Origin of the sequence: Actimicrobium sp. CCC2.4, from assembly GCF_034347385.1 — a bacterium.
Classification (GTDB): domain Bacteria; phylum Pseudomonadota; class Gammaproteobacteria; order Burkholderiales; family Burkholderiaceae_D; genus Actimicrobium.
The window spans coordinates 3,805,228-3,831,241 of the sequence record NZ_CP133777.1; the positions used below are offsets into that span (position 1 = coordinate 3,805,228).

The 26,014-nt window shown below is 59.3% G+C and carries 24 protein-coding genes; 7 read left to right on the forward strand and 17 right to left on the reverse strand.

What is annotated here, in order from left to right; all coding sequences use genetic code 11:
- Positions 1–951, reverse strand: coding sequence for a histone deacetylase family protein (locus RHM62_RS17500; RefSeq protein ID WP_322123319.1), 951 nt, complete (start codon positions 949–951; stop codon positions 1–3).
- Between the two features lie 140 nt (positions 952–1,091).
- On the opposite strand from RHM62_RS17500, the gene RHM62_RS17505 reads away from it, so the two are divergent.
- From RHM62_RS17505 to mltB, 4 genes are read left to right on the forward strand one after another with little or no spacing between them, the layout of a single operon-like run.
- Complete coding sequence (locus RHM62_RS17505) at positions 1,092–2,012, forward strand: MoxR family ATPase (protein ID WP_322123320.1); 921 nt, start codon at positions 1,092–1,094, stop codon at positions 2,010–2,012.
- Between the two features lie 10 nt (positions 2,013–2,022).
- Complete coding sequence (locus tag RHM62_RS17510; RefSeq protein WP_322123321.1) at positions 2,023–3,003, forward strand: DUF58 domain-containing protein; 981 nt, start codon at positions 2,023–2,025, stop codon at positions 3,001–3,003.
- Positions 3,000–5,009, forward strand: a complete 2,010-nt coding sequence (locus RHM62_RS17515) for a DUF3488 and transglutaminase-like domain-containing protein (RefSeq protein ID WP_322123322.1) — start codon at positions 3,000–3,002, stop codon at positions 5,007–5,009. The genes RHM62_RS17510 and RHM62_RS17515 overlap by 4 nt, the downstream gene beginning before the upstream one ends.
- Positions 5,000–6,097 carry a lytic murein transglycosylase B gene (mltB, locus tag RHM62_RS17520; protein ID WP_416172271.1) on the forward strand — a complete coding sequence of 366 codons (1,098 nt, stop codon included), beginning with the start codon at positions 5,000–5,002 and terminating at the stop codon, positions 6,095–6,097. Before RHM62_RS17515 ends, mltB begins: the two co-directional genes overlap by 10 nt.
- Here mltB and RHM62_RS17525 read toward each other — a convergent pair.
- Positions 6,087–6,623: a YaeQ family protein gene (locus RHM62_RS17525; protein ID WP_322123324.1), complete on the reverse strand. Its 537-nt coding sequence runs from the start codon at positions 6,621–6,623 to the stop codon at positions 6,087–6,089. The two genes, mltB and RHM62_RS17525, sit on opposite strands and share 11 nt — an antisense overlap.
- Before the next feature lie 154 nt (positions 6,624–6,777).
- Here RHM62_RS17525 and RHM62_RS17530 point away from each other — a divergent pair, with 154 nt between their 5' ends.
- Positions 6,778–7,371 carry a DUF1415 domain-containing protein gene (locus tag RHM62_RS17530; protein ID WP_322123325.1) on the forward strand — a complete coding sequence of 198 codons (594 nt, stop codon included), beginning with the start codon at positions 6,778–6,780 and terminating at the stop codon, positions 7,369–7,371.
- Between the two features lie 429 nt (positions 7,372–7,800).
- Complete coding sequence (locus tag RHM62_RS17535) at positions 7,801–8,121, forward strand: hypothetical protein (RefSeq protein ID WP_322123326.1); 321 nt, start codon at positions 7,801–7,803, stop codon at positions 8,119–8,121.
- A 93-nt stretch (positions 8,122–8,214) separates the two neighbouring features.
- Here the strand turns inward: RHM62_RS17535 and cysM are convergent, their stop codons facing one another.
- From cysM to gyrA, 15 genes are all read right to left on the reverse strand, one after another.
- Positions 8,215–9,117: a cysteine synthase CysM gene (gene cysM, locus RHM62_RS17540; protein ID WP_322123327.1), complete on the reverse strand. Its 903-nt coding sequence runs from the start codon at positions 9,115–9,117 to the stop codon at positions 8,215–8,217.
- A 92-nt stretch (positions 9,118–9,209) separates the two neighbouring features.
- Positions 9,210–9,503, reverse strand: coding sequence for a ComEA family DNA-binding protein (locus tag RHM62_RS17545; protein WP_322123328.1), 294 nt, complete (start codon positions 9,501–9,503; stop codon positions 9,210–9,212).
- A 121-nt stretch (positions 9,504–9,624) separates the two neighbouring features.
- Entirely contained in the window at positions 9,625–10,554 is a 930-nt protein-coding gene (rfaE1, locus tag RHM62_RS17550; protein ID WP_322123329.1) for a D-glycero-beta-D-manno-heptose-7-phosphate kinase, read from the reverse strand.
- Complete coding sequence (locus RHM62_RS17555) at positions 10,551–11,927, reverse strand: UDP-glucose/GDP-mannose dehydrogenase family protein (RefSeq protein WP_322123330.1); 1,377 nt, start codon at positions 11,925–11,927, stop codon at positions 10,551–10,553. The genes rfaE1 and RHM62_RS17555 overlap by 4 nt, the downstream gene beginning before the upstream one ends.
- Positions 11,928–11,975: 48 nt before the next feature.
- Positions 11,976–13,151 (reverse strand): lipopolysaccharide assembly protein LapB, encoded by a 1,176-nt coding sequence (gene lapB, locus RHM62_RS17560; protein ID WP_322123331.1) that lies wholly within the window; start codon positions 13,149–13,151, stop codon positions 11,976–11,978.
- A gap of 44 nt (positions 13,152–13,195) precedes the next feature.
- Positions 13,196–13,507, reverse strand: a complete 312-nt coding sequence (locus RHM62_RS17565) for a LapA family protein (RefSeq protein WP_322123332.1) — start codon at positions 13,505–13,507, stop codon at positions 13,196–13,198.
- Between the two features lie 160 nt (positions 13,508–13,667).
- On the reverse strand, positions 13,668–13,973 hold the full coding sequence (locus RHM62_RS17570; protein ID WP_040724703.1) for an integration host factor subunit beta: 306 nt from the start codon (positions 13,971–13,973) through the stop codon (positions 13,668–13,670).
- A gap of 17 nt (positions 13,974–13,990) precedes the next feature.
- Positions 13,991–15,709: a 30S ribosomal protein S1 gene (gene rpsA, locus RHM62_RS17575; protein WP_083823026.1), complete on the reverse strand. Its 1,719-nt coding sequence runs from the start codon at positions 15,707–15,709 to the stop codon at positions 13,991–13,993.
- A 120-nt stretch (positions 15,710–15,829) separates the two neighbouring features.
- The gene (gene cmk / locus RHM62_RS17580; RefSeq protein WP_322123333.1) at positions 15,830–16,525 is read right to left on the reverse strand and encodes a (d)CMP kinase; all 696 of its coding nucleotides are present in this window, start codon (positions 16,523–16,525) and stop codon (positions 15,830–15,832) included.
- A gap of 11 nt (positions 16,526–16,536) precedes the next feature.
- Positions 16,537–17,868 carry a 3-phosphoshikimate 1-carboxyvinyltransferase gene (aroA, locus tag RHM62_RS17585; protein WP_322123334.1) on the reverse strand — a complete coding sequence of 444 codons (1,332 nt, stop codon included), beginning with the start codon at positions 17,866–17,868 and terminating at the stop codon, positions 16,537–16,539.
- Entirely contained in the window at positions 17,868–18,767 is a 900-nt protein-coding gene (locus tag RHM62_RS17590) for a prephenate dehydrogenase (RefSeq protein WP_322125438.1), read from the reverse strand. Before RHM62_RS17590 ends, aroA begins: the two co-directional genes overlap by 1 nt.
- Positions 18,768–18,772: 5 nt before the next feature.
- Complete coding sequence (hisC, locus tag RHM62_RS17595) at positions 18,773–19,879, reverse strand: histidinol-phosphate transaminase (RefSeq protein WP_322123335.1); 1,107 nt, start codon at positions 19,877–19,879, stop codon at positions 18,773–18,775.
- A 31-nt stretch (positions 19,880–19,910) separates the two neighbouring features.
- Positions 19,911–20,987: a prephenate dehydratase gene (gene pheA / locus RHM62_RS17600; RefSeq protein WP_322123336.1), complete on the reverse strand. Its 1,077-nt coding sequence runs from the start codon at positions 20,985–20,987 to the stop codon at positions 19,911–19,913.
- Positions 20,988–21,041: 54 nt separating this feature from the next.
- Positions 21,042–22,145 (reverse strand): 3-phosphoserine/phosphohydroxythreonine transaminase, encoded by a 1,104-nt coding sequence (gene serC, locus RHM62_RS17605; protein WP_009664353.1) that lies wholly within the window; start codon positions 22,143–22,145, stop codon positions 21,042–21,044.
- A 3-nt stretch (positions 22,146–22,148) separates the two neighbouring features.
- Positions 22,149–24,806, reverse strand: coding sequence for a DNA gyrase subunit A (gyrA, locus tag RHM62_RS17610; RefSeq protein ID WP_322123337.1), 2,658 nt, complete (start codon positions 24,804–24,806; stop codon positions 22,149–22,151).
- A gap of 271 nt (positions 24,807–25,077) precedes the next feature.
- Here gyrA and RHM62_RS17615 point away from each other — a divergent pair, with 271 nt between their 5' ends.
- Entirely contained in the window at positions 25,078–25,767 is a 690-nt protein-coding gene (locus RHM62_RS17615; RefSeq protein WP_322123338.1) for an OmpA family protein, read from the forward strand.
- Positions 25,768–26,014 lie beyond the last annotated feature (247 nt).

The following is a 26,014-nucleotide window of genomic DNA, read 5'->3' on the forward strand; positions in this document are numbered from 1 at the left end:
TTAATCGATTTCCGCCAGCACCTTCAGATGGGCGACCACGCTGCGCCCGAGCGCCGACAGGTTGTACCCTCCTTCAAGGCAACTGACGATGCGGCCGTGCGCGTACTGCCGGGCGATCAGCATCACCTGTTTCGTGATCCAGGCATAGTCGTCTTCGAGCAAACCCATCTGGCCCAGATCATCTTCGCGGTGGGCATCGAAACCGGCCGAGATGAAGAGCATTTGCGGCTGATGCGCATGCAGTGCCGGCAACCATTTATCGGCGACTACCTGACGTACGATCTCGCCGCCACTGAAGGCCGGCACACCGACGTTGACCATGTTGTGCAATCCAGGCTTGCTGCCCGGATCCTCGACAAACGGATACAGCGCATCCTGAAAAAAACTCACCATCAGCACGCGCGGATCATCGCGAAAGGCATCATGCGTACCGTTTCCGTGATGAACATCAAAGTCGATAATCGCGACCCGCTGCAAGCCATGGAATTCGATGGCACGGCGCGCAGCGATCGCGACATTGTTAAACAGGCAGAAGCCCATCGGTGCACTTGGCGTGGCGTGATGACCGGGCGGGCGGATCGAGCAGAAAGCGTTATCCAGTTCGCCCGCCATTACCGCATCGGTTGCCGCCACCGCCGCGCCGGCAGCACGCAATGCTGCGGTCATGCTGTGCGCATTGAGCGAAGTATCGGGATCGATCGGATAGTGCGGATCGACATCGGGACTATCGGCCGGCACATGGTCGGCCACCAGCGCAATGGCCTCGGCGCTGTGCACGCTGGCCAGCATCGCGAGGGTCGCCAACGGCGCTTCGTGGTGCTGCAACAAATCGCTGATGCGACTGGCGATCAGCTGATCTTCGATAGCTTGCAGCCGCGCGGGCGACTCGGGATGCCACGATCCCATATCATGGCGCTTGCAATCGGAATGGGTAAAGAAGCCTGTGCTCATGGGGCCTTGACGGTGATTGGCATCGCGCCAACAAACATGTTCTGTCGGGCAATGCCCGGCGTTCTCGAATAGAATCGGCCAAGTGTAACCAAGATTGCTGCACACAAGTATGTCCACCCGACTATTCTCTGACCCTACTCATGTATTCAACCGTTCACGCTGCAGCAAAACAGATTAACCAGATCGTCGTTGGCAAGGAACTTCAGGTGCGTCAGGCGCTGGTCTGCCTGCTGGCGGGTGGTCATCTGTTGATCGAGGACGTGCCGGGGGTCGGCAAGACCACGCTGGCCCACGCGCTGGCGATTTCGCTGGGTATGCAATTTAATCGTGTGCAATTTACCAGCGACCTGATGCCGGCCGATGTGGTCGGCGTCTCTATCTTCGACCGCGAAAGCAGCGGTTTCGTATTCCACCCGGGGCCGATCTTCACGCAAGTGTTGCTGGGCGACGAGATCAACCGTGCCACCCCGAAAACTCAGTCCGCACTGCTCGAAGCCATGGAAGAACGACAGGTCACCGCCGACGGCGTCACGCGCGCACTGCCGCAGCCGTTTTTTGTGATCGCCACACAAAATCCGTCCCACCAGATTGGTACTTTCCCGCTGCCGGAATCCCAGCTTGATCGCTTCCTGATGTGCCTGTCGCTCGGTTATCCGGACGCTGCCGCCGAGCGTGCGCTGCTGATGGGTGAGGACAGACGCAGCCTGCTGAAAGCACTGAGCGCAGCGATGCAGCCGGCCGAACTGCTGGCCGCACGAGCCGGGCTGGCCAACATCCATACCTCCGACAAGCTGATCGACTATGTCCATGCGCTGGTACTGGCATCGCGCCAGAATGGCCTGTTCCACGAAGGCCTGAGTCCGCGCGCTGCCATCGCGCTGGTGCAGGCCGCGCGCGCCTGGGCCGCACTCGAAGGCCGCAATCACGTCATTCCCGAAGACGTGCAAGCCGTGCTGGTGCCGGTGGCGGCGCATCGGCTGCGACCACTGAAATCAGCCGGCGGAGCGGCGCTGGCCAGTCGCGATCTGATCGCCCGGATGATGCAGTCGGTCGCACTCTGAGGAAGCTGGCATGACGCTCCAGCGCAACCGGATCGGCACATGGATCGATCGCTGGCTGTACCGGCTGGCTGGTCCGGAAGCGGGCGAAATCATGCTGGACCAGCGCCGCGTCTTCATCGTGCCGACCGGAGCAGGCTGGGGCTTTGCCGCGATGCTGACACTGCTGTTCATCGGCTCGGTCAACTACAACCTGAACCTTGGCTTTGCCTTCACGTTTTTGATCGCCTCCTGCGCCGTCGTCGACATGCACCTGACCTTCCGCAATCTGGCTTATCTGCATTTGGCACCGGGCCGCGCTGCTGCCGTGTTTTGTGGCGACACGGCTCTGTTCGAGCTGCAGCTGATCAACCGCCGCAAGCATGACCGGTATGCGATCTGGCTGGATTTTTACGGCCACGCCGCAGCGGTGGCACAAGCGATCGACGTCGCCGCATCGGGCACGAGCAGCGTGACGCTGGGGGTGGCAAGCACCGTCCGTGGCTGGCTGCCGGCACCCCGCGTGCGGCTGGTCACGCGCTTTCCGCTGGGCTTGTTGCGGGCCTGGAGTTACTGGCAGCCGGACCTGCGCGTGCTGGTCTATCCGCATCCCGAAGAGAACGCGCCACCACTGCCGCTGGCAGCAAGTCCGGCGGCGCATGGGGTCGGCCTCGCGGGCAACGACGACTTCGCCGGCATTCGTCCCTACCGGGCCGGTGACCCGCTGCAGCAACTGGCCTGGCGGCAGATTGCCCGGATTGATCCGGCGCTCGGCGGCATGCTGCTGACCAAGCATTTCGAAGGTGGTGCGGCCAGCGAGTTGGTGATCGACTTTGCCGCCCTGCCACGCGCAATGGATCTGGAACTGAAGCTCTCACGCATGACCCGCTGGATACTCGATGCCGAAGCCGGCGGCTTGGCCTATGCATTCCGGCTCGGCGCGCTGGACCTGCCACCGGCACACGGACCGGCACAGCAGGCCATCTGCCTGCAGGCGCTGGCCGAGTTCGCATGAAGCCGTCATCGCGCCGGCTGAACAACCCGATGTCGCGCGATAAGACCGACATGCTGAGCTTGCTGGTGGCTTGCCTGCTGGTGCTGCTACCGCATTTTTTTCACTTGCCGCTCTGGATATCGGCCGGCGTCGTGACGCTGCTGGGCTGGCGCAGCTGGATCACGTGGACCGGCAGGCGCTTGCCGCCGCGCTGGCTATTGCTGCCGATTGCAGCGCTGGCGATGGGCGGCATTTATCTGGCGTACCGCACCTTCCTCGGGCGCGACGCCGGGGTCGCAATGCTGGCACTACTGCTTATCCTCAAACTGCTCGAAATGCATGCCAAACGCGATCTGTTCGTCGTGCTGTTCCTGAGTTTTTTCCTGCTGCTGACGAACTTTTTCTATTCGCAGAATATCGCCACCGCGCTGATGATGGCGATCGCCGTACTGGCGCTGCTCACCGCGCAACTATCCTTTCAGTTCACCGGCGCCGTGCCACCATTCAAAAAGAAGCTGCGCCTGGCCGGGCTGATCGTCGGCCTGGCGACGCCACTGATGCTGGTGTTGTTCCTGCTCTTCCCGCGTATCCAGGGACCGCTGTGGGGCATGCCGGGCGATGCCTCCGGCGCGCGTAGCGGACTGTCCGATTCAATGACACCGGGGATGATTTCGTCGCTGGCGCTGTCCGACGAGATCGCCTTCCGGGTCAGGTTCATCGATCCTGTCCCGCCGCAGGCCAGCCTGTACTGGCGCGCTACCGTGTTATCCAGTTTCGATGGCCGTACCTGGACCGCACTGCCGCAGACGCCAATGAAAGCCGGCAGCGTGCAGGCATTACCGGGCAGTACGTCAACGCGCTATGAGGTGACGATGGAGCCGCATGGGCGACGCTGGCTATTTGCGCTGGAGACGCCGCTCGCGCCGCCACAACTCAGTGGCAGCAGCGCCTATCTGGCCAACGATTTCCAGCTGCTGGCCACGACTCGCATCGGCAGCCGGCTGCGCTACGAGGTCACCTCCTGGACTCAATCTTCGCTGCAAGCCGGGGGCACCCCCGATGAACTGAACGACGCGTTGCAACGCACGGTCGGCTATAACCCGGCCACGACAGACTTCGCACGCCGCTTGCTGGCGCAGTCGAGCGACAGCGCCGAACTGGTCGGCCTGGTCCTGCAGTACTTCCGGCGCGAGCCGTTCAGCTACACGCTGGAACCTCCCCTGCTGGGACGCAATTCGGTCGACGAATTCCTGTTCTCCAGCCGGGCCGGTTTTTGCGAACACTATGCATCGGCCTTCGTGGTGCTGATGCGCGAACTGGGTATCCCTGCCCGCGTCGTGACCGGCTACCAGGGCGGCGAAATCAACCCGAGCGACGGCTACATGGAAGTGCGCCAGAGCGATGCCCATGCCTGGGCCGAAGTGTGGATCGAACAGCGCGGCTGGATCCGGGTCGACCCGACCGGCGCGGTCGCCCCCGAGCGGATCCAGCGCAGCGTCGCCAGCCAGTCGGCGCGACGTCTTTTTGGCGGGCTGGTCACGCTGTCACCGGCACGCGATTCCTGGCTGGCAATGACGCGATTCAGCTGGGATGCACTGTCGAATGCGTGGAACCAGCGCGTCCTGAATTATTCGCCCGAGCAGCAAAAAAGCCTGGTCGCCCGGCTCGGCATCGACAATATCGACTGGCCCGTGCTAACCGCGCTGATGCTGGCTGCCGGCAGCCTGGTGATGGCGGTGATGATGCTGCCGCTACTGATGAATCGCATCAGGGTGAACCCTGCAGACAAGCTGTATGCGACGTTTTGCCGGCGCATGGCCCGCTACGGCATCACCCGTGCAGCGCACGACGGACCGCGCACGTTCATGGCCGCCGTGACGGCCAGTGCACTGCTGCCTGCGCCCAAAAAAGTGGCAGCACTGCGTTTTCTGGACGGCTACGAAGCGCTGCAGTATGGTACGGTGGAGCCCCGCCGGCGCAGTGCTGCGCTATCCCGATTACATTCTTTACTGACCGCATGTCGATGACTTTTTCCGTATTTTTCCACCATGCCGTGCGCTGTACCGCCCTCACCCTCGCCTTCGGTTTCGCCAGTCCTTCGCAATCGGCACCGGCCCGCCCCACCAGTACTCACCTGGGCGAATTCGCTGATTTTTCGCAATGGAACGCCGTCGCTGACTTCATCGACCTGATGGTAGCGCGCCATGGGTTCGACCGCGCCACGCTGACGGCGCTGTTCCGCCAGACTGCGTATGTCGAACGCGCCGTCCAGCTCATGAAACCGGCACCGGCAGGCCGCCCGAAAAACTGGAATGCCTACCGCGCCCGCTTCGTTGAACCGGTTCGCATCAATGGTGGCGTACGTTTCTGGGAGGACAATGCAAGCGCGCTGGCGCGTGCCGAAACGCAATTTGGCGTGCCCGCCGAAATCATCGTTGCCATCATCGGCGTCGAGACCGTCTACGGGCGCAACACGGGCAACTTCCGCGTGATGGATGCGATCACCACACTGGCCTTCGATTACCCGGACACGCCGACCCGCCTGACGCGGATGCAGTATTTTCGCGGCGAGCTGGAAAACACCTTGCTGTACGCGCGTGAATCCGGCATCGATCCGCTGAGCCTGGAAGGCTCGTATGCCGGCGCGATCGGCCTGCCCCAGTTCATGCCCGGCAGCATCCGGCAATATGCAGTGGATTTCGATGGCGATGGCAAGGTCGATCTGCGTAATTCGCAAGTCGATGCGATCGGCAGCGTGGCGAGCTTTCTGGTCAAGCATGGCTGGCATCCGGGCGAACCGATCGTTTTCCCGGCGACCGTCAGTGCAGACGACAGCAACGGCGCCCGGGCCTGGGATGCCTTTATCAATCAGGGACTGGAAGCCAAGTTCACCATCAGCGACCTGCGCGCGGCTGGCGTAAAGCCATCGACACCACTGCCGGACAACATGCTGTTCGGGCTGGTTGATCTACAGAATGGCACCGGTACACCGGAATTCTGGCTGGGCGCGGCGAACTTTTTTGCCATCACCCAGTACAACCGCAGCTTCTTTTATGCCATGTCGGTGGTTGACCTGAGCCGCGCCATCCGCTCTGCCCGGGCGATTAACCCTTGAGCATCGTCAACGCGATCTGCAAGGTCTCGCCATTGCCGTTGACCCAGATCTCACCATCCTGCATCGTGTATTGCAACTGCATGTTGCGCTGTGCGAGCTTGGCCATCTCGAGGCTGCTGGAGGGCGACAGGTTGATCACTTCAAGGTTGCGCGCCCGGTCAACGCGGCTGCCGATCTGGTTCCACCAGATCGGGCTGCTATAGCTGTAGCTATAAATCCTGACCTTGTCGGCGCGTCCGCAGGCTTTCAGGATGCGGCGCTCGTCGGGCTGGCCGACATCGATCCACAGGTCGATCGCACCGGTCAGATCTTTTTGCCAGATATCGGGTTCATCCGCGTCGGCAATTCCCTTCGCAAACACCAGCGACTCATGGGCGTGGCGCGCGAATGCCAGCAAACGAACCATCATGCGTTCGTCGGTTTCGGACGGATGGCGTGCAATAGTCAGCACGTGATTCTGGTAGTAATGCCTATCCATGTCGGCGATCTGGATATCTGCTTTGTAAATGGTTGCCTTGATTGCCATTGCGGGTGATTTTTCCTGAAGCGGTGGTTAGACAAATGCGGGATAGATGGTCGAATACGGCTGCGAAGCATAGCTGATCGCACTCTTGAACAGCATAAAAAATAAGGCCTGCGCCTATAATGAGCGCCCCGATTCCCGACTGCGCGCCGCCATCATGACTGTTCTCCCTGCCGACTCCACGCCATTCATCAGCGCGACCCGCACCTGGCTGGAACGCGCGGTGATCGGACTCAATCTGTGTCCGTTCGCCAAGGCCGTCCATGGCCGCAATCAGATCCGTTTTCAGGTCAGTGATGCGACGACGACGGACGCCTTGCTGGCTGACCTGAGCGCCGAACTGCGCATGCTGTCAGAGAGCGATCCTGCCGTCATCGATACCACCTTGCTGATCCATCCCCGGGTACTCGCCGACTTTCTCGACTACAACGATTTCCTCGATCTGGCCGATCAGGTGCTGGAAGACTTGCAGCTCGATGGCATCCTGCAGATCGCGAGTTTTCATCCGTATTACCAGTTCGCAGGAACCACGCCGGATGATATCGACAATTACACCAATCGCTCGCCTTATCCCACTTTGCATCTGCTGCGCGAAAGCAGCATCGACCGCGCGGTCGCGGCGTTTCCGGATGCATCGGCGATTTTCGAACGCAACATCGCTACGCTACACGTACTCGGCCATGCCGGATGGGACGCGCTAGGCCTGACATCGCCGGTGACACCGATCGCTACCGGCAAACCGGCCACCTGATCGCACAGGCAAATGAAGGCCGGGAAGCGACTCATTCCTTTGAGAATTATCAAATTATCATCACGACCACTGCCTACACTGGTTTTCGTGCGCAATGGCGTATCGAAAACAAAGCCATTACCGCTGCGATAAGGACTTGAAATAGTCGGGAAACAATGCAAAGAGACAATCAACAGGTCATAAATTTGTCAGGCCTGGCGGTGACTACATTGATTTTTGCCATATCGATACCAGCTAAACGACCCTGTCAGCCATTTTTACGATCGCTGACAAACTCGTTATAAAAAATGCGGCCGTCGTTGCAACTGTATTAATTTGATGTAGTCCAAGCATTAATTGCCTTTAAGCCACAACCGATGCATTTTTCCTTGTACACTCAACTTGCCCTATGGAATTATTTAGATTATGACTACTCAGCTAGAACACACTATGACCAGCAACCGTCTCTCAGACCAGTTAGCGTACGATCCGAACAACCTGCTTGATTCATTGATCAGCAAGTTGAACCTTAAAAACGATGCGGCTTTATCGCGTGCGCTGGAAGTGGCACCGCCTGTCATCAGCAAGATTCGCCATCGCCGCCTGCCGGTCGGTGCTTCACTGCTGATCCGCATGCATGAAGTCAGTGACCTGAGCATTCGCGATCTGCGGGTGCTGATGGGCGACCGGCGCGACAAGTTCCGCATCAGCGACAAGCAGTTCAAACCGAAAGACGGCAGTACCGACGGTCAGGACGACGGCGAAGCGTAAAGATCAGGATCATCTGAATCAACTAGATGATCCTTTTTTATGGGTAGTACCCGCTTGAGTTAAGACACGACAAGCGGGTAATGACTGCGCCGCTCAGGCCGGAAATATCCCGGTAGACAGATAGCGGTCGCCGCGATCACAGACGATGAATACGATGGTGGCATTCTCGACGGTCTGCGACACTCTCAGGGCGACTTCGCATGCTCCTGCTGCGGATGGCCCGCAAAAAACACCCTCTTCGGCAGCAAGTCGTCGCGCCATGGTTTCGGCGGCGGACTGGCTGACGTTCTCGACCTGATCGACACGCGCACGGTCAAAAATCTTGGGCAGATACGCCTCCGGCCATTTGCGGATGCCGGGAATCTGCGATCCTTCTTCGGGTTGCGCACCGATGATCCGGATCGCCGGATTTTTTTCCTTCAAAAATTGCGACACGCCCATGATGGTGCCGGTGGTCCCCATCGCACTGACAAAATGCGTGACCTTGCCATCGGTATCGCGCCAGATTTCCGGGCCGGTTGTCTGATAGTGGGCTAGTGGATTATCGGCGTTGGCAAACTGGTCCAGAATCGTGCCCTCGCCGTCTTTCTGCATTTTTTCTGCCAGGTCGCGTGCGTATTCCATGCCGCCGGTCTTCGGGGTCAGGATGATCCTGGCACCGTATGCCGCCATGCTTTGCTTGCGTTCTTCACTAAGATTTTCCGGCATCAGCAAGATCATCTTGTAGCCGCGCATTGCGGCCACCATGGCCAGCGCGATGCCGGTATTGCCGCTGGTGGCTTCGATCAGCGTATCGCCCGGCTTAATAGTGCCCCGCTCTTCGGCCAGCCGGATCATCGAGCGCGCAGCACGGTCCTTGACTGATCCTGCCGGGTTGTTGCCTTCGAGTTTGCCGAGAATGATGTTGTTACGCTGACGAACGCTGTCTCCGCCTATGCGTGTGAGCTGGATCAGTGGCGTGTTGCCGATAGTGTCTTCTAGGGTCAGGTAAGCCATGGTGTCCGGTCGCGTAAAGTTAAGCCGATCATTCTAAACGCAGATGTACCGGCACGTGCTGATGACCGGCAAAGCGCCGGTACCGCAAGTGCTTATTTGGTCCGGGCGGTAGCCTTGCGCGGCTTTCCATCGACGGTCAATCCGGCCCCGGAAAGACGCACCGCGCTTTTAGTCTTGATGCCTTTGACACGCTGTTCGAGATCCGGCCAATCCTTGAAATTGCCGCCCTTCTTGCGTTCATCCAGAATGGTTTGCGACATGCGTGGTCCTATTCCCTTGATACCGTCTAGTGCAGCCTGGTCTGCCTGATTGACATCGACCGGCGCTGTGGCGTGGCAGGTGCTGGCAATAACAATGGCCATGCCCAGCAAATACTTTTTGATCATGAACTGTTCCCCTTGATACCTCGTTGAACTACCGGAGAGCCAGTATTCATCGAACCGGGGAAGTGCAGGAAGACTTCGGTACGCGGCCGCCATTGGGCACACACCGAAGTCCTGTTTTGCGTCAGCCGAACAACTCTTCGCTGGTCACCGTCGCCGTTCCAAGCTTGCCGACGACAATGCTACCGGCCTTGTTGGCCAGCACCGCCGCTTCAGGTAACGATTTCCCGGCACCGAGCATGGCTGCCATCGTGGCAATGACCGTGTCGCCTGCGCCTGATACATCAAAAACTTCGCGTGCCATGGCAGGCGTGTGTAACACCTCGGCGTCGGTGTAAAGAGTCATGCCTTCTTCGGATCGGGTCAATAGCAAGGCCTCGAGCCGCAGTGTCTGGCGCAGCTGCTGTGCTTTGGTGGTCAGTTCGGCTTCGTCGCGCCAGCTGCCCACGACGCGCTTGAATTCCGACTTGTTCGGCGTGAGCAGCGTGGCCCCTGCGTAGCGCGAAAAATCATCGCCCTTCGGATCGACCAGCGTGCGCTTGCCGAGCCGCGTAGCCGACGCGATCATGTCGGCCACATTGACCAGGCTGCCTTTGGCGTAATCGGATAGCACGATGATGTCGTACTGCGGCAGGAGCGCGTTGTACTGCGTGAGTTTGTCGCGCAGGACGATATCGGTAGGCGCTTCTTCAAAATCAATCCGCAGCAATTGCTGCTGCCGGCCGATCACGCGCAATTTGATGATCGTCGAGATGGCGGGATCCCGGTTCAGGAAGCGACCGATCTTCAATTCATCGAGCTGACGCGCGATCGTGTCCGCCGCCTCGTCCGCACCGACCACGCCAAGCAGGCCCACTTGCGCCCCGAGCATGGCGGCATTGCGCGCGACATTGGCGGCACCGCCTAGGCGCTCTTCGCGCCGCTCGATGCGCACGATGGGCACCGGTGCTTCCGGCGAAATCCGGCTGACCTCGCCGAACCAGTAGCGGTCCAGCATGATGTCGCCAACGACGAGGATGCGACTTCCTGCACAGGCGTCGGGAGACATCATCATCCTGCCCGTGTCAGCACGGAACGGCCAATGCCGTGGTACTCGACGCCCGCCGCCACCATCGCATCAGGCTCGAACAGATTGCGGCCGTCGAAGATAACCGGCGTTTTCAGCAAGGTTTTCAACTGGCTGAAATCAGGACTGCGGAACGCCTTCCATTCGGTCACGATTACCAGCGCATCCGCCGCCTCGAGCGCCCCGGTCGGGCTATCGCAAAAACGGATACGCGCAGCAGCAACCGGATCAGCGGCAAAATCGAGCGCCAGTGCGCGTCGTGCTTCGGGCATCGCCACCGGATCATGCACGGCAACCGACGCGCCACGCGCCAGCAATTCGGCGATCAGTACCCGTGATGACGCTTCGCGCATGTCATCGGTGTTCGGCTTGAAGGCCAGTCCCCAGATGGCAAAATGCCGTCCTGTCAGGTTTTCGCCAAATCGGGCAACAATCTTGCTGCCCAACACATGCTTCTGACGATCATTGACCGCTTCGACCGCGCGCAGAATCAGCAACTCCTGACCGTTCGCCCGCGCTGTGCGCTCCAGTGCCTGTACGTCTTTCGGAAAACAGGAGCCGCCGTAGCCGCAACCGGCATACAGAAAACTGTAGCCGATACGCGGGTCCGAGCCGATGCCTTGGCGCACCGATTCGATATCGACGCCCACATGGTCGGCCAGGTTGGCCAGTTCGTTCATGAATGAAATGCGGGTTGCCAGCATCGCATTGGCGGCATATTTGGTGAACTCCGCCGAGCGCACATCCATCCAGAAAGTACGTTCGTGATTGCGGTTGAATGGCGCATACAGATTCTTCATCCACTGGCGCGCCTGCGTACCGGCAGCGCTTGCATCACAGCCGATGACGATGCGATCGGGGCGCATGAAGTCTTCCACCGCCGCACCCTCTTTCAGGAACTCCGGATTCGAGACAACCGAAAAACTGGCCGTGCTGTCGCGTGCAGTCAATTCGACTTGCATCGCTGCGCTGACCTTGTCGGCCGTCCCGACCGGCACCGTGGACTTGTCGACCACGACCTTGAAGCCGGTCATGTGCCGGCCGATATTGCGCGCCGCCGCCAACACATACTGCAGGTCGGCCGAGCCATCTTCGTCAGGCGGTGTGCCCACTGCAATGAACTGGATATCGCCATGCGCGACACTGGCCGCCACGTCGGTTGAAAAAGTCAGTCGTCCGGCAGCACGATTGCGTGCCACCACATCGGCCAGGCCGGGTTCATGGATAGGAATGCCGCCACCATTGAGGATGTCGATCTTGCTTTGATCGACATCGAGGCAAAACACGGTATTGCCGAGTTCAGCCAGGCAAGCGCCAGTCACCAGACCCACATAGCCTGTACCAATTATCGTTATTTTCATCGCGGAGTTCTCGCTGCAAATGCGTGCCCGCCGACGCAGGCACGCTGGTTAGTTCATCACGTTCAATTCTTCGGTACGGCGCGGCGAATAGGTTTCCCAGCGACTGCAGCCAGGACATTGCCAATAAAACTGGCGGGCCTTGAAACCGCAATGACTGCACTGGTAGCGCGCCAGTTTCTGGGCATAGCCATGCACCAGATTTTTGACCAGCGACAGCTCAGGTCGCACGCTCGGTGGCGCATCCATCAAACGCGCATCGAGCAGCTTGTCGAGGCCAAGCAAGGTCGGCGTACGACGCAGCTCGTCGCTGACCAGCTGGTTGGCAGCCTCGACGCCATCGAGCTCGAGGACCGCCTTGAACACCACCTCCAGCAAATCGATTGACGAGGCTTCGGCCATGTAGGACTTGAGCAGGTTAGCCCCTTCCTGGGGTCGACCCAGTGTCCGGTAGCCATCCATCAAACGCTGCGCCACCAGCGCGACGTGCGGCACGCTTTGCTGTTCGACGCGTCGCCAGGCAAGCAGCGCCCCTTCGACATCACCCTTGGCCAGATGCACGTCACCGATCAGCAAGGTCGCCCGGACGTTCTTGCGATCAGCCAGCAAGGCCTTGTCGAGCACCAGCAAGGCCGCGTCGGCGTGGGTATGCACCAGTTCATCCTGCGCAATTTCGCAATAGAACTGGGCGATCTCTTTCTGGCGGCCGCCGGCACCGGACTCTTGCAAGGCGGTGGCGGCATCGATGGCACGGGTCCATTCTTTTTCGCGCTGATAGATTTCGAGCAGCGCCCGGCGGGCCTGCGCACTGTACTGGGTCTCGACCAGCCGGTTGAAGGTTTCTTCGGCGCGGTCCAGCAGGCCGGCCTTCAGGTAATCCTGACCGAGTTCGTACTGCGCATGGACCTGGTGCTCCAGCGGCAGGTCGGGACGTGCCAGCAGGTTTTGATGCACGCGGATGGCGCGTTCTGTTTCACCCCGACGGCGGAACAGATTGCCCAGCGCGAAGTGCAACTCGACGGTTTCGGGATCGAGCTTGACGATTTCAATGAAGGCATCGATGGCCTTGTCAGGCTGCTCGTTGAGCAAAAAATTCAAGCCCTTGAAATAGCCGCTCGGCAGGGTGCGCGACTCAGCCACCAGCTGACGGATATCGACCCGGGCCGCGATCCAGCCCAAGCCAAAAAAGACCGGGATACCAAGTAACCACCAGATTTCAAATTCCATGTGCTACCGGACTTTCCTGTGTTTGATCGGACGTTCGTAGTGCATCAGCCCACCACCGAATCAGGTTGTGGCGGCTGGGACCGTGCTGCACGCACCGCCTGCTGCTCTTGCAACATGGTGGCGATGACTTTTTTGTGACGGGTCAGTTCCCGCCGATGACGTACGAAGCTAGGCAACATGCCGAACACGCCAAGGATTGCACCGGTGGCAAAGAAACCGAACAGCAGCAATACCAGCGGACCACGGATTTCATAGCCGAGGAAAAAATTCAAGGCAGCTTCCTGAGTGTTCTTGAGCGCAAAGCCAAAAAACACGATGGCCACCACGACGGATAAAATTTTCAGAAGGAATTTCATGTGCATCTCCTTGTTGGCCAGGCCGATGGTATCAGCCCCGGGTTGCGCAAGCGGTGGAATATGCAACAGCCGCTTAATTGCCATCGCCAATGCGAACCGCCGAAATTGACCGTAAAAAAAACGGCATCCAGGGATGCCGTTTCATTTTCGTGCAAACAACTCAGTCTTCGATGATCGGTTGTCCAACCATCGCGTCCACCCGCTCGCGCAATTCCTTGCCCGGTTTGAAGTGCGGCACCCGTTTTTCGGGAACCATCACTTTTTCACCGGACTTCGGATTGCGTCCGATCCGCGGTGGCCGGCTGTTCAATGAAAAACTGCCGAACCCGCGAATCTCGATGCGCTGGCCGGTGGCAAGCGCATCGATCATCGCATCGAGAATCGTCTTGACCGCATAATCCGCGTCTTTGGCAACCAGTTGCGGATACCGTTCGGCCAAGCGAGCTATGAGCTCCGACTTTGTCATCTACAGACTCGTCAACATTAGTTCTTGTTGTCGAATTTAGCTTTGAGCAACGCGCCCAGGCTGGTGGTACCGGAAGCAGCGTTCGAATCCGAAGCAGTCGACATCTTGCGCATTTCTTCTTGCGTCTCGACGTTGTCCTTGGCTTTGATCGACAGCTGGATACCACGTGCCTTACGGTCGATGTTCAAGACCATGGCTTCGACGGTATCGCCGACTTTCAGGTGCGTACCGGCATCTTCAACGCGGTCGCGCGAGATTTCGGAAGCGCGCAGATAGCCTTCAACTTCTTCGGACAACTGGATCACGGCGCCCTTAGGCTCGACCATCTTGACTACGCCGGTAACCAGCGAGCCCTTGTCGTTCATGGCGGCGAAGTTGTTGAACGGATCGCCTTCGAGTTGCTTGACACCCAGTGAAACGCGCTCGCGCTCGACATCGATGGCCAACACGATGGCTTCGAGTTCGTCGCCTTTTTTGAACCGGCGAACAGCTTCTTCGCCTGTTTCGGTCCACGACAGATCCGACAGATGCACCAGACCGTCGATGTTGCCAGCCAGGCCGATGAACACGCCGAAGTCGGTGATCGACTTGATCGCGCCGCGAACTTTGTCGCCCTTCTTGTGTGTGACAGCGAAGTCATCCCAAGGATTGGCTTTGCATTGCTTCATGCCGAGGCTGATACGACGACGCTCTTCGTCGATCTCAAGAACCATGACTTCAACTTCGTCGCCCAGTTGGACAACTTTGTTTGGTGCCACGTTCTTGTTGGTCCAGTCCATTTCGGACACGTGGACCAGACCTTCGATACCCTGCTCGACTTCAACGAATGCGCCGTAGTCGGTGAGGTTCGTGACCTTGCCGAACAGACGGGTGCTTTGCGGGTAACGACGTGACAGACCGGTCCAAGGATCGTCGCCCAGCTGCTTAACACCCAGCGAAACGCGGTTCTTTTCTTGATCGTACTTGAGGACCTTGGCAGTGATTTCCTGACCAACGGTGAGCACTTCCGATGGGTGACGCACACGACGCCATGCCAGATCGGTGATGTGCAACAGACCATCGATACCGCCCAGGTCCACGAATGCGCCATAGTCGGTGATGTTCTTGACGATACCGGTAACGACGGTACCTTCCTTGAGCGTTTCCATCAGTTTCTGACGCTCTTCACCCATCGATGCTTCGATGACGGCGCGGCGGGACAGAACGACGTTGTTACGCTTGCGGTCAAGTTTGATAACCTTGAATTCGAGGGTCTTGCCTTCGAACGGGGTGGTGTCCTTGACCGGACGGGTATCGACCAGCGAACCTGGAAGGAACGCGCGAATACCATTGGTCAGCACGGTAAGACCGCCCTTGACCTTGCCATTGACGGTACCGATAACGATCTCGCCGGACTCCATCGCTTTTTCGAGCGAGAGCCACGATGCGAGGCGCTTGGCCTTGTCGCGGGACAGGATGGTATCGCCGAAACCGTTTTCCAACGATTCAATGGCAACAGAGATGAAATCACCAACGTTGACTTCGAGTTCGCCATTGTCGTTCTTGAATTCTTCGATTGGAATGAAGGCTTCTGACTTCAGACCGGCGTTGACGATAACGAAGTTATGGTCAAGACGGACGACTTCAGCAGAGATCACTTCGCCGGAACGCATGTCCTGGCGCAACAACGATTCTTCAAAAAGAGCGGCAAAACTTTCCATACCAACAGCGGATTCAGTAGATGAGACAGTAGTCATAGCGAGGTTTTGAGCAGGTTGCCTGTGGTGGACAAGTTCAACGTGAACGGGCCAGTCAGAGGGTTAGGTGTGTTTATGTTCTTTGCCGCTTTGCGCTGCAAGGAACTCCAGATAGAACAATTACTTTACTGCGGGATGGGACTCCTCCCGTTTGCGTGCTGCTGCGTACCAGGCCAATACCTGAGTGACGGCGGCTTCTGCCGTCATGTTCGAGGTTTCCAGCAAGTACGCATCCTCGGCGGGCCTCAGCGGTGCGATGGTGCGGTTGGCATCACGCGCATCGCGTTCGTTCAGGTCTTTCAGGAGGTCGTGCATATTAGCAGACATTCCCTTGGCGATCAATTGCTTGAATCGCCGCCCGGCGCGCGCTTCCGCGCTGGCGGTCAGGAACACCTTGAGCGTGGCGCGCGGAAAAATCACCGTCCCCATATCGCGCCCATCGGCGACCAGTCCCGGTGGCGAGCGAAACCCGAGCTGCAACGCGTACAGCGCTTGCCGCACGGTGGGCAGCGTCGCGATGCGCGATGCCAGATTACCGACCTCTTCGGCACGAATCGCGGCGCTCACGTCTTCGTTCGATAGGAAGACATGCTCGCCATTGAAATGACAATTGAGTCCTGCGGCAGCTTTGGCCAGGCCGTGTTCATCGGTCGGATCGATATGCTTGCGCATCGCCGACAGGGCCGTGAGCCGGTACAAGGCACCGGAATCCAGGTAATGCAATCCCAACCGCACGGCCACGAGATGCGCCACCGTTCCTTTGCCCGAAGCGGTCGGGCCATCGATGGTGATGACTGGGATGGTGGTCAGTGGCATGGTCGGGAGCTTCAAAGAGAGTGCGTGGCGACAGTCGCGAAGACGTCGAAATAATCGGGGAAAGTTTTTGCCACGCAGTCAGGATCGTTGATACGGATAACTGCACCGCGCCGCGCTGCGCCATCCAGCGATGCCAGCGAAAAGCACATGGCCATCCGGTGGTCGTCGTAGGTATCGATCTCGGCAGCGGCGATCTCGCGCGGTGGTGTGATGCGCAGGTAGTCGGCGCCCTCTTCGATGGTCGCACCCAGCTTGCGCAATTCGGTGGCCATTGCATGAATGCGGTCGGTTTCCTTGACGCGCCAGCTACCGATATTGCGCAGCGTGCTGGTGCCATCAGCGTACAGCGCAGCCATTGCGATCGTCATCGCGGCGTCGGGGATGTGATTGAAATCGGCATCGATGGCTTTCAGCACACCACTGGCGCTGGCCTCGATCCAGCTCTCGCCCATCGTGATGGTCGCGCCCATTTGCTGCAGCGACTCGACGAAACGCACGTCGCCCTGGATGCTATTGCTGCCCACGCCCTCGACCCGCACCGGCCCGCCGGTGATCGCGCCGGCAGCCAGGAAATACGACGCCGATGACGCATCGCCTTCAACATGGAGGCGACCCGGACTGACGTAATGCTGGCCCGCGGCGATCGCGAACGATTGCCAGCCATCGCGCGTGACCTCGATGCCGAAGCGGCGCATCAGGTTGATGGTGATCTCGATGTAGGGCTTGGAAATGAGCTCGCCGATGACATTGATGGTGACTGCTTGCTCATGCGCGATCAGTGGCGCGACCATCAGCAACGCTGTCAGGAATTGGCTCGACACATTGCCTCGCACCTCCAGCGTGCGCGCAGCGACACGGCCGGCGCGAATGTGCAATGGCGGAAAACCGGGCACGCCGGTGTAAGCGATCTGCGCGCCAATGGCATTGAGCGCATCGACCAGGTCACCAATCGGCCGCTCGTGCATGCGTGCCACGCCATGCAAGGTGTAGTCGCCGCCTATGATCGCCAGCGCTGCTGTCAGTGGCCGGATTGCCGTACCGGCATTGCCCATGAACAGGTCGGCCTGCCGGTTCGGGAAAGCACCCGCGCCGCCGGTGACGGTGTAATCCTGCGTGGTGCCGTTGCGCTGCCAGGCTATGCCCAGCGATTGCAAGGCGTTGAGCATGACTTGCGTATCGTCGGACGCCAGCACATCGCGAATATCGGTCGTGCCTCGTGAAAGCGCCGCCAGCAGCAGCACCCGGTTGGAAATACTTTTTGACCCCGGCAACCTGACCGTGCCCTGCGCGCGACGCGCCGGTTGCAAGTCGATATGGGAAGGGTAGTCAGACTTCGCTTGCATCAATCACCACCTTGTTTTACGTGCAGCTCCGCGACTTCAATCGCGCTGATCCAGTTGTGTCGCGCTTGCTGCGCAGTGGCGTAGACCGCTTCGAGTCCGGCACCATCGCGCTCTGCCAGCATCCGGCGCAAGCCATGTAACTGATCGAGGTAGGCATCGAGCTCTCCCAGCAGCGCAGGCTGGTTGGCCAGCGAAATATCACGCCACATTTCCGGCGACGAACCGGCGATACGCGTGAAATCCCGGAAGCCGCTGGCGGCATACTGGAACAGCAATCCGGCATGCGGCTTGCGCGCGATCGCGTCGACCAGCGCATACGACAGCAGATGCGGCAAATGGCTGACGGCGGCGAAGACGCGGTCGTGATCTTCCGCGCTGAGGCGGTGGATTTGTGCGCCGCAGGCTTGCCAGGCTGAGGCAACCCGGTCGATGTCCTCGGCGCTATTTTCCGGCAAGGTCGTCAGCACGACTTTCTTGCCGAAGTACAAATCGGCAATCGCCGCTTCAGGACCGTTCTGCTCGCGCCCGGCAATCGGATGGCCGGGGATGAACTGGCCGATCTTGTCGCCCAGCGCCGCCCGCGCCGCCGCGACCACATCGGCCTTGGTGCTGCCGGCATCCGTCACGACCGTGCCCGGTTGCAGGTGCGGTGCAATCGCGCGCAGGATGGCACCGATTTGCGCGACGGGCGCGGCAATGAGCACCAGGTCGGCATCGCGCACGGCCTCTTCGGCCGAAGCCGAAATGGTGTCGATGATGCCCAGCGCCTGCGCCCGCACCAGCACTTCCGCAGACCGGCCAAAACCGGCGATCTGGTCGACCCGGCCTGCACGGGTCAGCGCCAGCGCGAAGGATCCGCCAATCAGGCCGACACCAAAGATGGCGACTTTTTTCAGCATGATGGTCAAGCGAGGATCGCGTTCAGGGCAGTGATGAAAGTCGCGTTCTCGGCCGGCAAGCCGATCGAGACACGCAGCCATTGCGGCAAGCCGTAATTGCCGACCGGCCGCACGATCACGCCGCGCTTGAGCAAGGCCAGGTTGATGCGTGCACCGGCACCATCATCTTCGCCAACGTGCACCAGCACGAAGTTGCCCGATGACGGCACGTACTGCAGGCCGAGCGCATCAAATGCGGCCGTCAGTTGCACATAACCGGCACTGTTGAGCTGCGCGCTTTTGGCCAGGAACGCCTCGTCGTTCAATGCGGCAATCGCGGCGGCTTGCGCCATCGAATTGACGTTGAATGGCTGGCGGATCCGGTTGAGCAAATCAGTCACTGCCGGCTGCGCAATACCGAAGCCGATCCGCAAACCGGCCAGTCCGAACGCCTTCGACAGCGTGCGCGAAACCAGCAGGTTCGGATACTGGCGCACCCATGCGATCGAGTCGTATTGCAGTTCGGGCGCGAGGTATTCGTTGTAGGCTTCATCGAGCACGACCACGACTTGCGGTGGCACTTGCGCGAGGAAAGCAGCGATCGCCTCTGCGGGCAAAAAGGTGCCGGTCGGGTTATTCGGATTGGCAATAAAAACCAGTCGTGTGTCGGCCGTGATTGCCGCTGCCATCGCCGTCAAGTCATGACCGAAATCCTGTGCCGCGACGACGACGGCTTTGCCGCCCACCGCCTGCGTCGCCAGCGCGTACACCGCAAACGAATACTGCGCATAAATCACTTCGTGGCCCGGCTCGACGAGCGCGTGCGCAGCCAGTTCGAGGATATCGTTACTGCCATTGCCGAGCGTGATCCACTCTTGCGCGACAGCGTATTTGGTGCCGATGACCGCCTTCAGTGCGAAGCCATTGGCGTCGGGATAACGACCGAGGTCCGACATCGCATCCAGCATGGCCTGGCGCGCCGACTCCGGCATGCCGAGCGGGTTTTCATTGGACGCCAGCTTGACGATGTTCGCTTCATCGAGGCCGAATTCGCGGGCCACTTCGGAGATCGGTTTGCCGCCTTGATAGGGAGCGATGGCACGGATGTACTCGGGGCCGAATTGAAATGACATGATGGATTCCGTAGTAGTTTCAAGAGCGCGCTTACAGGCTGGCCGGATACGAGCCCAGCAGCTTGAAAAACGCCGCATTGGTTTTCAGTTCATCGAGCGCCTGCGCGACTTTGGCGTCGTGCGCGTGGCCTTCGACGTCGACGTAAAAGTAATACTCCCAGGTCCCCATGCGCGCCGGACGGGATTCGAACCGTGTCATCGAGACACCGTTTTCGGCCAGTGGCGCGAGCAGGTTATAGACCGCACCGGGTTTGTTCGCTACCGACAATACCAGTGAAGTCTGATCCTTGCCGCTCGGCGTTGTGTGCAAGCGGCCGATGATGGCAAAGCGGGTCCGATTGTGCGGATCATCCTGGATATGTGCATTGACGACTTGCAGGCCGTAGTTGGCACCGGCAATCTCGCTGGCGACCGCAGCGCAATGCGGATCCTCGCCGGCCATCCGCGCCGCTTCACCATTCGAGGCAACCGCCTGGCGCGCGATACTGCCGACATGCATGTTCAGCCAGACCTGGCATTGCGCCAGGGCTTGCGAGTGCGCGCAAATCTGCGTGATGCCATCGAGCGTGCCGGAGCGCGTCATCAGGCTGTGGTGCACCGGGATCGAGATTTCGCCGCTGATGGCCAACGTGGTCTGCAGCAGCAAATCGAGCGTGCGGTTGATCACGCCTTCGGATGAATTTTCGATCGGCACGACGCCAAAATCGGCCGTGCCGGCTTCGGTGGCGCGGAACACTTCATCGATCGAGGCGCACGGCATGCCTTCAACCGCGTGGCCGAATTGCTGGTACACAGCTTGTTCGCTGAAGGTGCCGGCCGGCCCGAGATAGGCCACCGTGACGCGCTTTTCGAGTGCGCGGCACGCCGACATGATCTCGCGAAAAATGGTTTGGACATCGGTCGCTACCAGCGGACCGGGATTGCGCTCGGCGACGCTGCGCAAGACTTGCGCTTCGCGTTCCGGACGGAATACCGGCGCATTGGTTTCGGCTTTGACGTGGCCGACTTGCTGGGCCACGCTGGCGCGCTCATTGAGCAAGGCAAGGATTTGCGCGTCGATCGAATCGATCTGTTCGCGCAGCGGTTTGAGTTTGCTATCGATGGTCATTCGTCGGCCTGTGGTTGGTCACGCGCGGCACGATGCCGCGCTGGCGCAAGGGATTTACCGATGCGCGCTCTCGAATTCCTGCATCCAGGAAATCAGCGCTTGCACGCCTTCGATCGGCATCGCGTTGTAGATGGATGCCCGCATGCCGCCGACGGACTTGTGGCCCTTGAGCTGCAACAGATGGCGTTGTTTCGCCCCTGCCAGGAATGCTTCGTTCAGTGTTTCGTCGCGCAGGAAAAACGGCACGTTCATGCGTGAGCGGTCCGCTTTTGCGACGCGATTAAAGTACAGCTTGCTGCTATCAAGATAGTCATACAGCAGCGTCGCCTTGGCGATATTGCGTTGCTCCATCGCGGCCACGCCACCCTGGCGCTTGAGCCACTGGAACACCAGCCCGGCAATGTAGATGCCGTAGGTCGGCGGGGTGTTGTACATCGAACCGTTCTCGGCAACGATTTTCCAGTCGAAGGCCGACGGACAAATCGGCAGTGCGTGACCGAGCAGATCATCGCGCACGATGACGATGGTCAGGCCGGCCGGACCGATGTTTTTCTGGGCACCGGCAAACAGCACGCCGTAGTCGTCGACCTTGATCACGCGCGACAAAATATGCGACGAAACATCGGCCACCAGCGGTGCGCCGTTTGTATCGGCAGCGATATCAGGCGCGGCACCGAACTCGACGCCATCGATGGTTTCGTTGCTGCAGATGTGCACGTAGGCCGGATCGGCCGAAAGCTTCCAGCCGGCCCGCGCCGGCACATGATCGAAGCTACCGGCTTTGGATGACGCAGCCACATTGACCTGCGCGTACTTGCCGGCTTCCTTGATCGACTTGCCGGTCCAGGAACCGGTATGGATGAAGTCGATTGTCGCCGGCTGCGCCTTGCGGCCCAGCAGGTTCATCGGCACGATCGCGTTCTCGGCCAGACCGCCACCTTGCAGGAACAGGATCTGGTAGTTGTCCGGCACCGCCATCAATTCGCGCAAATCCTTTTGCGCTGCGGCCATGATGGACATGAACTCGGGACCGCGATGGCTCATCTCCATGACCGACATGCCGCTGCCATGCCAGTCGAGCATGTCGGCAGCCGCTTCGATCAGCACCTCGCGCGGCAGTACCGCAGGGCCGGCGGAAAAGTTGAATACGTGGCTCATCGTTTACGCTTTGTCGTCAGCAGCCGGTGTGTCGTCGGCGGGCGCGTCGGCGTCGGCATCAACAACCTCGTCACCCTCTTCGACATCCGGTTCAACGATGCGCTGCATGCCACTCAGCTTGGTGCCATCTTCGACCGCGATCAGCGTCACGCCTTGCGTGGCACGACCCATTTCGCGGATCTCGGCAACCCGGGTACGAATGAGCACGCCACCGGTCGTGATCAGCATGATTTCATCGGAAGGCTCGGCCAGCGTGGCAGCCACCACGCGACCGTTACGCTCGCTGGTCTGGATCGCGATCATGCCCTTGGTACCACGACCGTGACGGGTGTATTCGGTGATCGGGGTGCGCTTGCCGTAGCCGTTTTCGGTCGCGGTCAACACGGATTGCTGCTCGTTTTCGGCGACCAGCAGCGCGATGACTTGCTGGCCTTCTTCAAGGTTCATGCCGCGTACACCGCGGGCGGTACGACCCATCGGACGCACATCGTTTTCATCGAAGCGCACTGCCTTGCCGGAATCCGAGAACAGCATTACGTCATGCTGGCCATCGGTCAGTGCGGCACCGATCAGGAAATCGCCTTCATCCAGATCGACGGCAATGATGCCGGCCTTGCGCGGATTGCTGAAATCGCTCAGCGGGGTTTTCTTGACGGTACCGAGGCTGGTCGACATGAAGATGTATCGGTCCTCCGGGAAGGTGCGGTTGTCGCCGGACACCGGCAGGATCACGGTGACTTTTTCGCCATCGAGCAACGGGAACATGTTGACGATCGGCTTACCGCGCGAGTTGCGCGAGCCCTGCGGCACTTCCCATACCTTGAGCCAGTAAAGGCGGCCACGATTGCTGAAGCACAGGATGTAATCGTGCGTGTTGGCGATGAAGAGCTGGTCGATCCAGTCATCATCCTTGGTAGCCATCGCCTGCTTGCCGCGCCCACCACGTTTTTGCGCGCGGTATTCAGAGATCGGCTGCGACTTCATGTAGCCGGTATGCGACAGCGTGACGACCATGTCTTGCGGCGTGATCAGGTCTTCGGTGCCGAGATCGGTAGCGTTGTGCTCGATGAATGAGCGGCGCTCGTCCTTGTTGCCGATGCCGTATTCCATCTTGGCGGCGGTCAGCTCGTCGACGATGATGATGGTGACGCGTTCCGGCTTGGCCAGGATGTCGAGCAGGTCGGCGATCTGCGCCATGACTTCTTTGTATTCGTTGACGATCTTGTCTTGTTCGAGACCGGTCAGGCGTTGCAGACGCATCTGCAAAATCTCCTGGGCCTGGTCATCCGACAGCTTGTACAAGCCGTCAGGCTGGATACCGTAATGCTTGGGCAGGTTTTCCGGACGGAAGGCATTGATGCCGCCTAGCGCTTCTTCGCCGGTGCGCACCAGCATCTCGCGCACGACTGACGAGTCCCACGCCCGCGCCATCAGTTCAAGCTTGGCGATCGGCGGCGTTGGTGCTGCCTTGATGATGGCAATGAAGTCATCGATGTTAGCCAGTGCGACGGCCAGGCCTTCGAGTACATGCCCGCGCTCGCGCGCCCGGCGCAATTCAAAAATGGTCCGGCGCGTGACGACTTCGCGACGATGCGACAGGAAGCATTGCAGCATCTGCTTGAGGTTCAGCAGCTTCGGCTGGCCATCGACCAGCGCCACCATGTTCATGCCGAAGGTGTCTTGCAACTGGGTCTGCTTGTACAGATTGTTGAGGACGACTTCCGGCACTTCGGCGCGCTTGAGTTCGATCACGACACGCATGCCCGACTTGTCGGACTCATCGCGGATATCGGAAATACCATCGAGCTTTTTGTCACGCACGAGCTCGGCGATCCGCTCGAGCAGCGACTTCTTGTTAACTTGATACGGCAACTCGTCGACGATGATCGCGGTACGGCTTTCCTTGCCGTATTCCTCGAAGTGCGTCTTGGCGCGCATGACGATGCGCCCACGGCCGGTGCGATAGCCATCGCGTACGCCCGAGACGCCATAAATAATGCCGGCGGTCGGAAAATCTGGCGCGGGAATGATTTCGATCAATTCATCGATCGTGCAGTCGGCGTTGCGCAATACATGCAATGCGCCGTCGATGACTTCGGTAATGTTGTGAGGCGGGATATTGGTGGCCATGCCGACCGCAATACCGGAAGCGCCATTAATCAGCAGGTTGGGAATCCGGGTCGGTAGTACCGTCGGTTCTTTTTCCTTGCCGTCGTAGTTCGGCACGAAGTCGACGGTGTCCTTGTCGATATCGGCCAGAATTTCATTGGCGATCTTGTCTAGCCGGCATTCGGTGTAACGCATTGCTGCTGCGTTGTCGCCATCGACTGAACCGAAATTCCCCTGACCATCGACCAGTGTGTAGCGCAACGAAAAATCCTGCGCCATCCGCACCAGTGTGTCGTAGATCGATTGGTCGCCGTGAGGATGGTACTTGCCCATGACTTCACCAACCACACGCGCGCACTTGACGTACGGGCGGTTCCAGACATTGTTCATTTCATGCATCGCAAACAGTACCCGGCGATGCACCGGCTTGAGACCGTCACGCACATCTGGCAGTGCCCGTCCGACAATCACGCTCATCGCGTAATCGAGGTAGCTTTTACGCATCTCGTCTTCAAGGGAAATCGGGATAGTTTCTTTAGCGAATTGATCCATGGGCGAGTGAACTGTTCTTTGACTAAGGTTATGAAGCGTTGCGCAAGAAGCGCTGGCGTCGCAATTGAGCCAGTTGGACCGCGGATTTTAGCATGCGACCAGAGGGTCTTGCGGTTTTCAGACGCGGTCCGCGCCTGCAGTACTGGCGTGCCAATTCTGTCAACGAGACAAGAAAATATGCTTAAATATGCCTGCATTCGCTGATAGTCAGACAACCGGCATAGACCGCCGGCATCAGCCCGGCTCATCGCATCACCAACATCTAACTACTATGTTCAATAAACTGACTCTCGGCCTGTTATCAGGTTTGGTTGTCTTCAATGCCTCGGCGCAAACATTTACTGATGTTAAGCCTTCACCGCAACCCGATGCGTATGCAAAAGATACCCGCGGCACTGTGACCCGCAGCGACAGCGGACTGTGCTGGCGGACCGGATATTGGTCGCCGACCGATGCCGTAACCGGTTGCGACGGCGAACTGGCCTCACCCGTTGCCCGCCCGACCGCCCCGGACTTACTGCCCTCGACAGCAAAAAATCCGGATGCCGCGCCGCTGGTCCTGGTCACACCGGCCAATCGCTGTGACTTCACCATCACCCTGCCCGTCGATATTTCTTTTGCTTTCGGCAAAGCCAACTTATCCGCCAATGCGGGCAACCGCCTCGAGACCGACTACAGCAAGCGCGTCGGGCGATGCAAGCTTATCGAGTCCATTGCCGTGACTGGCCATACCGACCGCATCGGATCGACGGCAAGCAATATGATCTTGTCGGAGCAGCGCGCAAAGGCCGTCGCAACGCGACTCGGTATTGTTGCCAACATAAGCTCCGTCAGAATATCGGGCATTGGCAGCACCAGACCGGTCACGTCTTGCCCGGACACTCTCGCCCGATCAAATCTGATTGCCTGCCTCGCCGACGACCGGCGCGCCACGATAGAGGTGCGTGGAGATACGAAGTAACATCAGATAAGCAACCAACGCTACCGACCTGCGCAAGAGGCATATTCCGTGAAGAATGAAAACAAATTTCGCATATCGTTGCGAATAAGCGACAGATTATCAAGATCGTATTTTTGCCTGTTTAAGTAGCGGGGCGGTCCTGCCGACGTTGTGCCAGAATCATGCAAAATTGTTCTAATGCGGCATGACAATCTCTTAAGCGAAGGCTTAGAAGCACGTGGTAGTATCCATTTTTTTTGATGTCGTA

Bases quoted from the DNA above. Each gene is read 5' to 3' on its own strand.
- RHM62_RS17615 (WP_322123338.1), top strand. From the start codon at position 25,078: ATGTTCAATAAACTGACTCTCGGCCTGTTATCAGGTTTGGTTGTCTTC.
- RHM62_RS17530 (WP_322123325.1), top strand. From the start codon at position 6,778: ATGACTGTTCTCCCTGCCGACTCCACGCCATTCATCAGCGCGACCCGC.
- RHM62_RS17535 (WP_322123326.1), top strand. From the start codon at position 7,801: ATGACCAGCAACCGTCTCTCAGACCAGTTAGCGTACGATCCGAACAAC.
- RHM62_RS17565 (WP_322123332.1), bottom strand. From the start codon at position 13,507: ATGAAATTCCTTCTGAAAATTTTATCCGTCGTGGTGGCCATCGTGTTT.
- lapB (WP_322123331.1), bottom strand. From the start codon at position 13,151: ATGGAATTTGAAATCTGGTGGTTACTTGGTATCCCGGTCTTTTTTGGC.
- RHM62_RS17590 (WP_322125438.1), bottom strand. From the start codon at position 18,767: ATGCTGAAAAAAGTCGCCATCTTTGGTGTCGGCCTGATTGGCGGATCC.
- cmk (WP_322123333.1), bottom strand. From the start codon at position 16,525: ATGCCACTGACCACCATCCCAGTCATCACCATCGATGGCCCGACCGCT.
- aroA (WP_322123334.1), bottom strand. From the start codon at position 17,868: ATGCAAGCGAAGTCTGACTACCCTTCCCATATCGACTTGCAACCGGCG.
- RHM62_RS17515 (WP_322123322.1), top strand. From the start codon at position 3,000: ATGAAGCCGTCATCGCGCCGGCTGAACAACCCGATGTCGCGCGATAAG.
- gyrA (WP_322123337.1), bottom strand. From the start codon at position 24,806: ATGGATCAATTCGCTAAAGAAACTATCCCGATTTCCCTTGAAGACGAG.
- RHM62_RS17525 (WP_322123324.1), bottom strand. From the start codon at position 6,623: ATGGCAATCAAGGCAACCATTTACAAAGCAGATATCCAGATCGCCGAC.
- RHM62_RS17500 (WP_322123319.1), bottom strand. From the start codon at position 951: ATGAGCACAGGCTTCTTTACCCATTCCGATTGCAAGCGCCATGATATG.
- rfaE1 (WP_322123329.1), bottom strand. From the start codon at position 10,554: ATGATGATGTCTCCCGACGCCTGTGCAGGAAGTCGCATCCTCGTCGTT.
- serC (WP_009664353.1), bottom strand. From the start codon at position 22,145: ATGAGCCACGTATTCAACTTTTCCGCCGGCCCTGCGGTACTGCCGCGC.
- RHM62_RS17570 (WP_040724703.1), bottom strand. From the start codon at position 13,973: ATGACAAAGTCGGAGCTCATAGCTCGCTTGGCCGAACGGTATCCGCAA.
- pheA (WP_322123336.1), bottom strand. From the start codon at position 20,987: ATGACCATCGATAGCAAACTCAAACCGCTGCGCGAACAGATCGATTCG.
- RHM62_RS17545 (WP_322123328.1), bottom strand. From the start codon at position 9,503: ATGATCAAAAAGTATTTGCTGGGCATGGCCATTGTTATTGCCAGCACC.
- cysM (WP_322123327.1), bottom strand. From the start codon at position 9,117: ATGGCTTACCTGACCCTAGAAGACACTATCGGCAACACGCCACTGATC.
- RHM62_RS17555 (WP_322123330.1), bottom strand. From the start codon at position 11,927: ATGAAAATAACGATAATTGGTACAGGCTATGTGGGTCTGGTGACTGGC.
- mltB (WP_416172271.1), top strand. From the start codon at position 5,000: ATGTCGATGACTTTTTCCGTATTTTTCCACCATGCCGTGCGCTGTACC.
- hisC (WP_322123335.1), bottom strand. From the start codon at position 19,879: ATGTCATTTCAATTCGGCCCCGAGTACATCCGTGCCATCGCTCCCTAT.
- RHM62_RS17510 (WP_322123321.1), top strand. From the start codon at position 2,023: ATGACGCTCCAGCGCAACCGGATCGGCACATGGATCGATCGCTGGCTG.
- RHM62_RS17505 (WP_322123320.1), top strand. From the start codon at position 1,092: ATGTATTCAACCGTTCACGCTGCAGCAAAACAGATTAACCAGATCGTC.
- rpsA (WP_083823026.1), bottom strand. From the start codon at position 15,709: ATGACTACTGTCTCATCTACTGAATCCGCTGTTGGTATGGAAAGTTTT.